This is a genomic window from Clostridium sp. OF09-36 (assembly GCF_003481985.1).
Lineage (GTDB): Bacteria > Bacillota > Clostridia > Lachnospirales > Lachnospiraceae > Brotaphodocola.
In genome coordinates this window covers 72,893-86,001 of the sequence record NZ_QUMD01000002.1, presented here as the reverse complement: position 1 = coordinate 86,001, position 13,109 = coordinate 72,893, and the positions used below count along the sequence as shown (strand labels likewise).

General features: G+C 50.9%; 12 protein-coding genes and 1 pseudogene. 8 read left to right on the top strand and 5 right to left on the bottom strand.

Translation table 11 applies throughout. The features are described 5' to 3' along the window. Positions 1 to 101 precede the first annotated feature (101 nt). The 6 genes from DXA97_RS02100 (at position 102) to DXA97_RS02080 (ending at position 5,170) form a co-directional block, all read left to right on the top strand. Positions 102 to 1,643, top strand: coding sequence for an NAD(P)H-hydrate dehydratase (locus DXA97_RS02100; RefSeq protein WP_118718424.1), 1,542 nt, complete (start codon positions 102 to 104; stop codon positions 1,641 to 1,643). 37 nt (positions 1,644 to 1,680) lie between these two features. After that, positions 1,681 to 2,259 carry an alanine racemase gene (locus DXA97_RS21810; protein WP_347561425.1) on the top strand — a complete coding sequence of 193 codons (579 nt, stop codon included), beginning with the start codon at positions 1,681 to 1,683 and terminating at the stop codon, positions 2,257 to 2,259. After that, on the top strand, positions 2,226 to 2,849 hold the full coding sequence (gene alr, locus DXA97_RS21805) for an alanine racemase (protein WP_347561435.1): 624 nt from the start codon (positions 2,226 to 2,228) through the stop codon (positions 2,847 to 2,849). Before DXA97_RS21810 ends, alr begins: the two co-directional genes overlap by 34 nt. Before the next feature lie 129 nt (positions 2,850 to 2,978). After that, positions 2,979 to 3,326 carry a type II toxin-antitoxin system PemK/MazF family toxin gene (locus DXA97_RS02090; RefSeq protein ID WP_118718423.1) on the top strand — a complete coding sequence of 116 codons (348 nt, stop codon included), beginning with the start codon at positions 2,979 to 2,981 and terminating at the stop codon, positions 3,324 to 3,326. 93 nt (positions 3,327 to 3,419) lie between these two features. Continuing rightward, the gene (locus DXA97_RS02085) at positions 3,420 to 4,334 is read left to right on the top strand and encodes a hemolysin family protein (RefSeq protein ID WP_118718554.1); all 915 of its coding nucleotides are present in this window, start codon (positions 3,420 to 3,422) and stop codon (positions 4,332 to 4,334) included. A gap of 98 nt (positions 4,335 to 4,432) precedes the next feature. Continuing rightward, on the top strand, positions 4,433 to 5,170 hold the full coding sequence (locus DXA97_RS02080; RefSeq protein WP_118718422.1) for a YebC/PmpR family DNA-binding transcriptional regulator: 738 nt from the start codon (positions 4,433 to 4,435) through the stop codon (positions 5,168 to 5,170). Positions 5,171 to 5,279: 109 nt separating this feature from the next. Here DXA97_RS02080 and DXA97_RS02075 read toward each other — a convergent pair whose 3' ends face one another. The 5 genes from DXA97_RS02075 to DXA97_RS02050 all read right to left on the bottom strand — a co-directional run bounded on the left by DXA97_RS02075 (position 5,280) and on the right by DXA97_RS02050 (position 9,723). After that, positions 5,280 to 5,636: a hypothetical protein gene (locus DXA97_RS02075; protein ID WP_118718421.1), complete on the bottom strand. Its 357-nt coding sequence runs from the start codon at positions 5,634 to 5,636 to the stop codon at positions 5,280 to 5,282. Beyond that, positions 5,636 to 6,355: a hypothetical protein gene (locus DXA97_RS02070; protein WP_182436775.1), complete on the bottom strand. Its 720-nt coding sequence runs from the start codon at positions 6,353 to 6,355 to the stop codon at positions 5,636 to 5,638. Before DXA97_RS02070 ends, DXA97_RS02075 begins: the two co-directional genes overlap by 1 nt. A 263-nt stretch (positions 6,356 to 6,618) precedes the next feature. Continuing rightward, a complete protein-coding gene (locus DXA97_RS02065) occupies positions 6,619 to 6,936 on the bottom strand; it encodes a hypothetical protein (protein WP_118718419.1) in 318 nt (105 codons plus the stop codon). Positions 6,937 to 7,243: 307 nt separating this feature from the next. After that, positions 7,244 to 8,518, bottom strand: coding sequence for a 3-phosphoshikimate 1-carboxyvinyltransferase (gene aroA, locus DXA97_RS02055; RefSeq protein WP_118718417.1), 1,275 nt, complete (start codon positions 8,516 to 8,518; stop codon positions 7,244 to 7,246). A gap of 104 nt (positions 8,519 to 8,622) precedes the next feature. Then, positions 8,623 to 9,723 (bottom strand): prephenate dehydrogenase, encoded by a 1,101-nt coding sequence (locus DXA97_RS02050; protein WP_118718416.1) that lies wholly within the window; start codon positions 9,721 to 9,723, stop codon positions 8,623 to 8,625. Positions 9,724 to 10,018: 295 nt separating this feature from the next. Here DXA97_RS02050 and DXA97_RS02045 point away from each other — a divergent pair. Both DXA97_RS02045 and DXA97_RS02040 read left to right on the top strand, forming a co-directional pair. Then, positions 10,019 to 12,120, top strand: a pseudogene (locus DXA97_RS02045) (elongation factor G). A 4-nt stretch (positions 12,121 to 12,124) separates the two neighbouring features. Further along, on the top strand, positions 12,125 to 13,042 hold the full coding sequence (locus tag DXA97_RS02040; RefSeq protein WP_182436774.1) for a type II CAAX endopeptidase family protein: 918 nt from the start codon (positions 12,125 to 12,127) through the stop codon (positions 13,040 to 13,042). Positions 13,043 to 13,109: the final 67 nt, after the last annotated feature.

Sequence of the window (13,109 nt, the reverse complement as noted above, 5' to 3'; positions counted from 1 at the left end):
TCGTGCCTGCCGGCTTTTGCTGTTGCTGTTTTGGCAGCACAAAAACAGCAGTTTGGCGTGCTGCGGGCAGGTTCTGTGGCTGTTGCAAGGAGGCAGAAATAGTGGATTATGCAGTAACGGCACAGCAGATGAAGGCTGTTGACCAAAATACCATACAGGGAATCGGAATCCCGTCCATGGTCCTTATGGAGCGTGCTGCGCTTGCAGTTGCAGAGGCAGCAGTGTGCATGGCAGATGAGCGGGGGCTGGGAAAGCGTGCGCGGATCCTGGTGGCCTGCGGAACCGGGAACAATGGTGCAGACGGGGTTGCAGCAGGGCGTATCCTGCAGGGGCGCGGCTATGAAGTCCGCCTGTTCTTTGCGGGAAACCCGGAGCACGATTCGGAAGAGATGAAAGCACAAAAGCGGATCGCGCAAAAGCTGCAGCTTGTGCAGGTTACAGAGGAAACATATGAAAGTGAGCCATATGATATCATTCTGGATGCCTTGTTTGGAATCGGGCTTGGCAGGGAGATTACTGGGGCATACAGACAGGTTTTAGAAACGCTGGAGAGACTGAGGCAGAAATGGAATGCTTCCGTGATCGCGGTAGACACGCCCTCCGGGATTCATGGAAGTACCGGTGAGGTGATGGGCATTGCCTTCAGGGCCGATGTGACGGTAACCTTTGGCTACGCAAAAACCGGCCTGCTCCTTTATCCGGGAAAGCAGTATGCAGGCAGACTGACCGTTGCCGATATTGGTTTTCCGGAAATCAGCCTTCAAAAAGCGGGATGGGATGCAAAGATCCTGACCCCGGAGGATCTTAATCAGCTGCCTGTGCGCAGGCCGGATGGAAATAAGGGAACCTTTGGCAAGGTGCTGATCCTTGCAGGAAGCCGTGGAATGAGCGGGGCAGCTTATTTTTCGGCATTAGGCGCTTACCGCACAGGTGCGGGACTTGTGAAAGTCCTGACAGTGCCAGAAAACCGCCAGATCCTGCAGACACAGCTTCCAGAGGCGATCGTTTCCTGTTATGATCCTGACAATGAGGAAACCATGCAGAAAATCCTGGAGGATGCCTGTGCCTGGGCGGATGTGATCGTGGCGGGACCGGGCCTGGGGCAGGAACCATACACGGAATATCTTCTGGAGACGGTGCTTTCCGATGCCTATGTGCCGATCGTGCTCGATGCAGACGGCTTAAACTGTGTGGCATCCCATCCGTACCTGACACGTTATTTTACAGAGAATATCATCATAACGCCCCACATCGGGGAAATGAGCCGTCTGGTATCGGTTTCGGCAGCCGGTATCAAGAAGGAACCGTTAGAGCAGGCAAGAGCCTACAGCGCGCGGTATGGAACCATCTGTGTGCTGAAGGATGCGGTAACTGTCATAACCGATAAGGATGGAAATGCCTGGATCAACCAGAGTGGCTGCAGTGCCATGGCAAAGGGCGGTTCCGGTGACGTGCTTACCGGGGTGATCGCCGGCCTTTTAGCCCGCGGCATGGAATGTGCAGAGGCGGCTGCCTTTGGAGTCTATCTGCATGGCCGGGCCGGGGAATATGCGGCAGCCATGCTGGGAGACAACGGAGTATTGGCAACAGACCTTGCAAACAGCATTGGAAAAGGACCAGATCATCAGAATAGCCGGAAATAATGGAAAAACAGATAGAAATGAGGAACAAAAGGATATTATGAATCACAAGCAGTACACCCGGGTTTATGCGCCGGTAGATTTAGATGCCATTGTTTTTAATATGGAGTCCATGAGACAGAATATTGACCAGAAAACAGGGATGATCGGAGTCATCAAGACAGATGCATACGGTCACGGCTCCGTGCCGGTGGCAGAGGCCATTGAGCATTATGTGGACGGCTATGCAGTCGCAACAGCAGATGAGGCGATGCTGCTGCGCCGCAACGGGATCCGCAAAATGATCTTGATTTTGGGAGTAACCCATCCATCCCGCTACCAGGAGCTGATCGAGGAGGAGATCCGCCCGGCCATTTTTACCATGGAGCAGGCAAAGCCGCTGTCCGAGATGGCAGTCCGTCTGCATAAGACGGCAAAGGTTCACCTTGCACTCGATACCGGCATGCGCCGGATCGGTATGGAGGCTGATGAAGCCGGAGCAGACCTGGCGGCAGCGATCGGCAGGCTTCCCGGAATTGAGCTGGAGGCTTATTTACCCATTTTTCCAGAGCCGATGAAAAAGAGAAGACCTCTGCAAAAAAGCAGCTGGAGCGGTACCTGCATTTTACGGACCTGCTGAAGGAGCGGGGCATTGAGATCCCGATGAAGCATTGCTCCAACAGTGCCGGGATCATCGATCTGCCGCAGGCAAACTTAAATTATGTGCGTGCCGGAATCACAATCTACGGAATGTATCCGTCGGATGACGTGCAGAAGGACTTGGTTCCGTTAAGGCCGGCGCTTGGCTTAAAATCCTTTGTTACCTATGTAAAGGAGATCGGGCCGGGTGAAGAGATCAGCTATGGCGGCACCTATGTGACAGAGCGCACCATGCGGGTCGCCACTGTGCCGGTGGGCTACGGGGACGGATACCCGAGAAGTTTGTCCAATTGCGGCTATGTGCTGATCTGCGGAAAGCGTGCCCCGATCCTGGGACGTATCTGCATGGACCAGTTTATGGTAGATGTAACGGACATTCCGGGTGTCTGCGTCGATACTCCGGTCACCCTGATCGGAACAGATGGGCAGGAAACCATCACCATGGAAAAGCTGGCTGAGCTCTGCGGCGGCTTCCATTATGAAATGGTATGCGATATTGGCAAGCGCGTGCCGCGTGTTTACTACCGGAATGGCCGGGTTGTGGGAACCATGGACTGTTTTGCGGAATAGACTAATCACAGAGAGGTATCCGTCACTGCAGGCATTTTTGCCAGATCAAATAAAAACGGAAAAGCAGCGTATACACCGCCTGGCAGAGGGCAATAATACCTTTGAAGACCAGAGACGGAGTGTGAAACTGTGATTATCAGACGAGGCGATGTTTATTATGCAGACCTGCGGCCAGTGGTAGGCTCGGAGCAGGGCGGTGTACGGCCGGTGCTCATCATCCAGAACGATGTTGGAAACCGGCATAGTCCTACGGTAATCTGTGCGGCGATCACATCGCGCATGAATAAAGCAAAGCTGCCGACCCATGTGGAGCTGTCGGCAGCAAAGAGCGATATGATCAAGGATTCCGTGATCCTTTTAGAACAGCTTAGGACCATTGACAAGCAGCGGCTGAAGGAGCGCATCTGCCATATCGACAACGAACTGTTAGAGCAGGTGGACCAGGCCTTAAAGGTGAGCCTGAACCTTGTTACATAGTTCGGCATTGACGAAAACAGGGAAGTCTAGTAAAATCAGAAACGTATAGTGTATACAAAAGAAAGAGAAAAGAAGGAGATAGGAAAGATCAGTATGGACGATGGCTATTCGCGCCTGCTTATTCTGGCAGGTGTGCTTTTGCTTTTCCTGGCTGCAGGGTACGCATTGTGGAAATATGTGAGATCCAGGCAGGAAAACGTAACGGAAGAAGATATCATGACTATGGTAAATGAAGGACATGAGCAGGGAGTACTGGAATCCAGCGAGGCTGAGATGATCACCAATATCTTTGAATTCGATGACAAAGAGGCCGGGGATATCATGACCCACCGCAAAAACATTGTGGCACTGGATGCCTCTATGTCTTTAAAGGAGGCGGCACGCTTTGTCTTAAAGGAGGCCAGCAATTCCAGATATCCGGTCTATGGAAAGGATCTGGACGATATCATTGGTACAGTACATATGCGGGACGTGCTGGTTCATGCGGAAAATCTTCAGGAATCCCGCATGGAGATCGCGAATGTGCCGGGGGTACTCCGCCCTGCACATTTTATTCCTGAAACACGCAATATCAATTCCCTGTTTCAGGAGATGCAGTCCCAGAAGATTCATATGGAAATCGTTATAGACGAATATGGACAGACCGCCGGGATCGTTACTATGGAGGATATCCTGGAGGAAATCGTTGGAAATATCTTAGATGAATACGATGTCGATGAGCAGTACATCGTCCGGGGAGAGGGCGATGCGCTGATCATGAGCGGCATGACGCCTCTTGAGGATGCGCAGGAGGAACTTGGTATTACCTTCCCGGAGGAGGATCTGGAAAACTACGATACCATCAATGGCCTTCTGATCTCCCGTCTGGACCGTATCCCGGGAGACGAGGAGCAGCCGGAGATCCAGTATCTTGGGTACCGCTTCTGCGTCCTGAAGGTGGAGAATAAGATGATCCATTCAGTACGTGTTACAAAATTGCCGCAGACTCTTGCAAGCGAAGAAAAATAGTGTTAAAATAGAAAAGATGTTTTTCGCCTGAGCGGAATAGAGCTTCTCCAGGCGGACAAGGACGAAAAGAGAAAGTATAAAGTAAGGAGCGTTATTTTATGTCAGGACATTCTAAATTTGCCAATATTAAGCACAAAAAAGAAAGAAACGATGCAGCAAAGGGAAAAATCTTTACCGTGATCGGCCGTGAGCTTGCCGTAGCAGTAAAAGAGGGTGGCCCGGATCCGGCAAACAACAGCAAGCTTCGCGATGTCATCGCAAAAGCAAAAGCAAACAACATGCCGAACGACACCATCGACCGCGGTATCAAGAAAGCAGCTGGCGATGCAAACTCCGTAAACTACGAGGTACTGACCTACGAGGGTTACGGCCCGAGCGGTGTTGCAGTCATCGTTGACACCCTGACCGACAACAAGAACCGTACCGCTGCAAACGTAAGAAGTGCGTTCACTAAGGGCAACGGTAACATTGGTACTCAGGGAAGCGTATCCTTCATGTTCGACAAGAAGGGCCAGATCATCATCGACAAGGAAGAGTGTGAGCTCGACGCAGACGAGTTAATGATGATGGCATTAGACGCAGGCGCAGAGGATTTTTCTGAGGAGGAGGACAGCTTTGAGGTGATCACTGATCCAGACGATTTCAGTGCTGTCCGTGAGGCTCTTGAGAAAGAGGGCATCCCGATGCTGGAGGCAGACGTTACCATGATCCCGCAGACCTGGGTTGAGCTGACCGACGAAAACGACATTAAGTACATGAACCGTCTGTTAGACCTTCTTGACGACGACGACGATGTACAGGCTGTATACCACAACTGGGATACCGACGAGAGATAAGACAAATAAAATATTTGAGATCAGAATGAAATCAGAAAAGGCCCGGAGCATTTTGCTCCGGGCCTTTTCGTCAGACATCAGGGAGGCGCAGACGCGCCTCATGCTGATGTTACTGGTAAACTAAGTTTACGTTTTTGAAGGTTACATCTGCGCTGCGTGCCACAAACATGCCGACATAAACATGGTCGGAGTCGATTGCAGTCAGCGGGAAGTCAAAGCCTGCGGATACCGGGGCATTGTCACCGAATACACAGGTGTATCCGTCTGGACCTTTGCGGATCTCTACGTGTACGGTCTCACCGGCTTTGTATACGCGGGAGGCGGTACCGCCGGAGGTAAGCTGTCCATTCTTTCTTGCAAAGCAGTTCCATGGGGAGGCAGAGGAGAGCTGGAGCTGTCCGGCTGCAACATAATCGCCCAGGGTATCGTTGACAACGGTGTCGAGGTAGATGTCATCGCGGACCATCAGCCAAAGGAGTTCAAGACGGAAGCGTTATAAGCGTTGATGGTCACATCGGCGGACAGGATAAAGTTTGCGGAGGACGGAACCTCGCGGTAATACATCGCAATACCGTCGCTGCCCTGCTCAATGCCGCCGACCTGCTGAGTTCTGGTGGCACCGGAATTAGTTCCAACTGCCATGTGAATGGAGTTATCGCTGTTGCCCTGCAGGCAGAAATACATGCTGTTTAAGTATTCATATCCATCGATGTTTCCGAATACGGTCGGTTTCCAGTCACCGACAGTCGAAAAGATGCTGCTCACACTGGCTGGTGCGGTAAAGCTCTGTGCATGGTAGTTTGCATTGATGGAGTTATTGTCATATTGCGGGACCTGAGGGTTCGAAATAACATAATTTTTCAGCCCGGAGTTTGATTTTAACAGCTCGTCTGCGATGAACCAGGCATTGCACTGGGCACCATAGAGATTGGTGTGGGTGTTGTCGATGCTGACATCGCGGTTGGATGTTTGAGCGTGGCGGTTCTTGATGCCGTCTGCGCCGAGACGTTCATAGACATCCTTGGTGCGTGCGGTAAGATCCAGGACCGGAACACTCTTGCCGACACCTAACTGGCGGATCGCTTTTGCGTAATCGCCGCCCTGGAAGGTACCTTCCTCATTTTTCTTAGTGCTGGTGATGTGTCCGTCTTCTCCGGTGTAGTTGTTTGCTACATTGCGGCGCACGATCGGGGTTACTAAGATTGGATTAGCCTGTTTGCCTTTTACCGGTTTGATGTACTTTTCATAGAGGTTGTACTGGAAGGAACCGCTGGTGGAGACAGAACCGGCCGGGTTAGAGTAGCGGCCCTGCTCGGTACGCTCATCGTTGTGGCCAAAGCCGATGAGAACATAGTCACCAGCTTGTACACCCTGCAGCAGACGCTGGTACTGCTCAGTGTCGGAGTAGGATTTGGAGCTGGTACCGGATACGGCAAGGTTCTGGATATTTACCCCCTGCAGGTACAGACCGAGCTGGGTTCCCAGCCGTAACGTGGGGAATAGTAGGTTGTATCATTAAATGCAGCGGCAGTGGAATCGCCGACTACCCAGACGGTAGGCGGTGCAGAAGGCTTGTCTACGGAAACTCCGCCGGACTGCGGCTCGCTGTACTCGCCAGGTGCATTGGTGAGGGCTGAATTATTTGTAGATGAGGAACCGCCCGCAACTACCGTGGCAGCAGAGGCAGGAACGGCAGAAAAGGCTGTCGTTACCGCGCAGATACAGCCAAGGAGCAGGGCCTTCATGCGTGAAGCGTTTTTTTTCATGGGTCAGATTCTCCTAAGTTAAAAATTGAGGGCCATTTTGCAAGGCAGAAATGACCCGATGTGCTCCATTATAGACCATGGAAAAAAACTTGCCAAGCTATTTTCTGGAAGATTTGGGAGATTGGAAGAATGTTGTAAGAGAATCTTAAAAAACGGACATGCCGTAAAACGAAGCCGGATACTTCCGGGCTTTCGTTTGCGGCAGGCCTGTGAAAATAAAGATGCATATGGATCCGGCCGATATCATGCCGGGCAGATTGTAACCGGGCAAATGATAGCACGCAGGACAGATGAAACCGGTTAAATTCTACCGGGTCAGTCTCTCCAGATCCTGGTAAAATCCCGGATAGGAGATGTTGACACATTCTGCGCCGAGAATTTCAGTCTCGCCTTCTGCCATACCGGCAGTCACGGCGAAGGTCATGGCAATGCGGTGGTCTAAATGACTGTCGATGACGGCACCGTGAAGCGGCTTGCCACCGTGTATGATCATGCCGTCTTCCGTCTCCTCTACGTCAGCACCCATGGCACTTAAGCTTTCCACCATGACGGCGATGCGGTTGGATTCCTTCACCTTCAGCTCCGCCGCGTCACGGATGATGGTGTCACCTTCTGCAAAGCAGGCCATAGCCGCGATCATAGGAAGCTCATCGATCAGGGTGGGGATGATCTCACCGTGGATATCCATGCCGTGCATGGAAGAGGAACGCACAAGGATATCGGCAACCGGTTCACCGCTTTCTTTTTTGTTTAAGAGGGTAAGATCCCCGCCCATAGCCTGGCATACGCGGATCATGCCGTCACGGGTCGGATTGATCCCGACATTTTTAATAAGGATCTCAGAGCCGGGAACCATGAGTCCTGCCGCGAGGAAAAATGCAGCAGAAGAGATATCGCCCGGAACCTGGATTTCTTTGGCGAAAAGCTCGCTTGCAGGCTGGATGATAGCGGTGGTGCCCTCCGTGCGCACATTAGCCCCAAATTCATTTAGCATCAGTTCTGTATGGTTGCGGGAGAGCAATGGCTCTGTGACCCTGGTTTCGCCGTCGGCGTAAAGCCCGGCCAGGAGAATGGCTGACTTTACCTGGGCGGAAGCGACCGGGGACTGGTAGTGGATCCCGTGCAGCGGCTTTCCGTGGATGGCAAGCGGCGCACAGCCATTTCCATGGATGCTTTGGATGTCAGCACCCATCTGGCTTAAGGGATCCATGATGCGTTTCATAGGCCGTTTCTGGATGGAGGCATCGCCGGTAAGCGTTACGGAAAAATCCTGTGCACAGAGAATGCCGGAGATCAGGCGGGTTGTGGTACCGCTGTTGCCGCAGTCTAAAACCTCATCTGGCTTTTTTAAACCGTGCAGACCGTTTCCGTGGACCAGAACGGTATCGCCGGTGTTTTCGATGGATACCCCCATCTTCTGGAAGCATGCTATGGTGGATAAGCAGTCTGCACCCTGCAGAAAGTCTGTGATCCTTGTGATGCCCTTTGCGAGGGAGCCGAACATGACGCTGCGGTGGGAGATGGACTTATCGCCCGGAATGGTGACTTCGCCCCGCAGACCATTTGATTTTGTGAATTTCATAAATGATTACCTCACTTCCCTGATTCTTCCAAAATATAAGCTTTCTAAAATATAAGCCTTCTAAATAAAACATAGCGTGAAGGAAAAGAAAACCATTAGAAGGCTTAGTGCTTCGGAATCAGTTCGTAATTATATTTTTTCAGCTGTTCCCATGCCTGGTGCATGGCTGCTTCATCGTAGAAAACAATCTTTAAAGCACCGTCGCCCTGCTCCCGGTTGTGGTTGATGCCAATGTTGCAGATGCTGATGCCGCGTGCGCTTAGGATGCAGGATAAGGTCGAGATCGCACCTGGCTCGTCCACGATATCTACGGTAAAGGCGTACTCCGGAGTGACAGAGCCACGCCGTGTTTCCGAGATCGAGTTGCGGTAAGTGCGCGAGGTCTCAAAAAGATGGTAAATGTCTTCGCCCTGTCTGGCCTTTAAGGAGCCCAGAATCTGGTTTAAAGAAGCAATATAGTTTTCCAGCATACTTATGATATTACCGGTGTTTGTCATGCAGATCTGTTCCCACATTTCCGGGGAAGAGGATGCAATGCGGGTGATATCCTTAAATCCGCCTGCAGCAAGACGCTTCATCAGCTCGTCCCTGTTGTCGGAATCGCGGACCAGGTTTACCAGGCTGGAGGCAACCAGATGCGGAAGATGGCTGATCGCGGCCACGATCCGGTCATGCTCGTGGTAGTCCAGCACGATCGGGATGGAACCGGTCAGGCTTGCGACTGCGACGATGCGGTCAGTATCTTTTTTGGAAGAATGTGCAGTAGGGGTTACGATATAATAGGCATTTTCCAGAAGATGATCCGTGGCGTTTTCATAGCCGGTCTTTTCTGAACCAGCCATCGGGTGGCCGCCAACGAAAACCTCTTCCATGTCAAGCTTTGTGACAACCTGATGAATATCTTCCTTTGTGGAGCCAACGTCTGTGATCAGGGCACCCGGCTTTAAAAAGGGGCGGATCTGTGCCAGGTACTGCGCATTGTATTCCACAGGAGTGCACAGGAAAATGATATCGCATTCCTTTAAAGGCTCCCCAATGCCGTCTAAGATAACATCCACAATGCCGTCGGCTTTCGCCTGCTCCAGCTTTGCGCGGGTGCGCATGTATGCCATGATCCGGGCTGTGGGACAGGCACGCTTGATGCCTTTGGCGATCGAGCCGCCGATTAGCCCCAGACCGATAAATCCAAATGTTGTGTCGTTCATGTCAGAATCTCCTTGAAATAATACTGGATCCGTATTCCGCCTGCGGCGTTACATCCAATACGTAATGCAAATACTAAATGCTATTCTAAGATAATATGAAAATGTTGTCAATGCTTTATTGCTTTAAACTGCGATAGTGAAAAGCGAAAAGAATCCAGAAAAGCAGGGACGTATCAGACGAAAAGAAAAATTTTCCAAAAATAATTTGTGCAAATCGTATATTCTACTTGAAATTTTCAAACTTTTTTAGTAGAATATCGTCATAGACTAAAATTGATGTACAGGAGGGAATCATATGAACGTTTATGGTACAAAACAGATCCGAAACGTCGTTTTACTTGGCCACGGCGGGGCCGGCAAGACGACGGTTGCAGAAGCACTTGCCCTGGTAACCGGAGTCACCAAGCGTATGGGCAAGGTTGTTGACGGTAACACCATCAGCGACTACGACAAGGAAGAAATCAAACGTCAGTTTCCATCTCCACGTCTCTGATCCCGATCGAGTATCAGGGCGATGAAGGCATGATGAAGATCAATATCCTGGATACTCCTGGTTATTTTGACTTCGTCGGCGAAGTAGAAGAAGCAGTCAGTGTGGCAGATGCAGCGATCATCGTTGTAAACTGCAAGGCAGGCATCGAGGTCGGCACGGAAAAGGCATGGGAGCTGTGCGATAAGCTCAAACTGCCACGCATCATTTTTGTCACCAACATGGACGATGACCATGCAAGCTTCCGTGAACTTGTACTGAAATTAGAGAGACGCTTCGGCAGAAGCATTGCTCCGTTCCAGCTCCCGATCCGTGAAAATGAAAAGTTTGTCGGATATGTAAACGTTGTCAAAATGGCCGGCAGACGATTTACCAATTTAAGCGATTACGAAGAATGCGAGATTCCTGATTATTCCCAGAAAAACCTCGGCATTGCCAGAGATGCTCTCTTAGAGGCGGTGGCAGAGACCAGTGAGGAATATATGGAGCGCTATTTCTCCGGTGAAGAATTTACACTGGAAGAAATTCAGGGCGCTCTTCGGGAACATGTGATAGATGGCTCTATTGTTCCGGTGCTGATGGGCTCCGGTATCAACTGCCAGGGCTTTAAGACGCTGTTACAGGTTATTGACCGTTACCTTCCGACCCCGGATAAATTCGAGTGTATCGGTGTCGATGTTTCCACCGGTGAGCGTTTCACCGCAAAATACAACGACCAGGTTTCCTTATCCGCAAGAGTGTTCAAGACCATCGTAGACCCGTTCATTGGTAAATATTCGCTTATGAAGGTCTGCACCGGTATCTTAAAACCGGACAGCACCATCTACAATGTCAATAAGGATACCGAGGAAAAGGTCGGCAAGCTGTACCTGCTCCGTGGTAAGGATACGATTGAGGTACCGGAACTGCGCGCAGGCGATATCGGTGCCGTGGCAAAGCTTGGCGTGACCCAGACCGGCGATACCATCGCCCTTCGTTCCGCACCGATCGTATACCACAAACCGCAGACCTCCACTCCGTATACATACATGCGTTATAAGACCGTGACCAAAGGTGACGAGGACAAGGTTTCCAGCGCACTGGCAAAGCTGATGGAAGAGGACCTGACCTTAAAGTCTGTGAACGATAAAGAAAACCGCCAGCTTCTGTTATACGGCATTGGTGACCAGCAGCTCGAGGTGGTTGTCAGCAAGCTGTTAGGCCGCTATAAGGTAGAGATTGAGCTGAGCAAGCCGAAATTTGCATTCCGAGAGACCTTGAGAAAGAAAGTAGAGGTTCAGGGCAAATATAAGAAGCAGTCCGGCGGACATGGCCAGTACGGCGACGTCAAGATGATCTTTGAGCCGTCCGGCGATCTGGAAAAGCCATATGTATTTGAAGAGAAAGTCTTCGGCGGTGCAGTTCCGAAGAACTACTTCCCGGCAGTTGAAAAGGGTGTTGCAGAGAGCTGCGTGAAGGGACCTCTGGCTGCATATCCGGTCGTTGGCGTAAAGGCAACCCTGGTAGATGGTTCTTACCATCCGGTAGACTCCTCCGAGATGGCATTTAAGACCGCTGCCATGATGGCATTCAAGAAGGGCTTTATGGATGCAAATCCGGTTCTCTTAGAGCCGATTGCATCTTTGAAAGTAACTGTCCCGGATAAATTCACCGGCGATGTTATGGGTGACTTAAACCGCAGAAGAGGACGTGTCCTTGGCATGAACTCCGATCATCACGGCAAACAGGTGATTGAGGCAGACATCCCAATGTCCGAGCTCTTTGGTTACAATACAGACCTGCGCTCCATGACCGGCGGTATCGGCTTATATGAGTACGAGTTCAGCCGTTATGAGCAGGCTCCTGGCGATATCCAGAAGAAGGAAGTCGAGGCAAGAGCTGCTAAGGTCGACAAGCTGGATGTATAATCTTATGGATACCAGAAGACAGATATCGAGAATATGCTGGGCTTATACAGCATTTCTGGCAGTCTCTACGGCAGCACAGATTTTTTTCGGTGCATTGTTAGAGCCGCTTGTTCTGATCTTTGGACAGAGCCGTGCGCTTGAGCGTGCGGCTCTTCTGGTGTCAGAATTTGCGATGTACGGAATCGGATTTCCGTTGTTTGCCTGGCTCATGGGACGCATCCCGTCCTGTGAGATGAAAGAAAAAAAGAAGATCAGCATGGGCCAGTTTCTGGGGATGCTGGTTTTATGCTATGGCCTTACCTACATCGGGAATATGCTTGGAAGCATTCTTATGGAAATGGCAGGGAGCATAAGCGGAACCGATTACAGCAATCCGGTGACCGATGTGATCGGTCAGATGGACCTTGGAATGGTCTTTTTAACGGCAGTGCTGATCGCTCCGGTTATGGAGGAACTGGTGTTCCGTAAATATCTGGTGGACCGTCTGGTCCCTTACGGGCAGAAAACAGCAGTGCTCTTGTCTGGCCTGTTTTTTGGCCTGTTCCACGGGAATTTTTACCAGTTTTTTTATGCGGCAGTTCTCGGTGCGGTTTTTGCCTGGCTGTACAGCACGACCGGCCGGATCCGCTATAACATTGCGCTGCATATGCTCATCAATCTCATGGGAGGAGTGCTTCCCATGGTGTTATCCCAGGGCTCAGAGGCAGGAAATCTGTTTGCTTTTCTCGGGTATGGCTTTTTAAATATTTTTGCCTATGTCAGTATGGTGATCTCGGTGATCCTGCTGGCATCGCATTACCGCCAGATCCCGTGGTTTAGCGGCTGGGTTTTCCGTAGGGAGCCGATGCTTGTGACCTGTCTGAAGGCACCTGGCTTCTGGGCATTTCTGGCTGGAAGTGTGCTGTTATTTGTTTTTGGGTAGCTTTCGGATTTTAACAAGTGGTTTTTATTCTTAAATTTTTGTATTGACAAGTGTGCTGTAAAAGGGT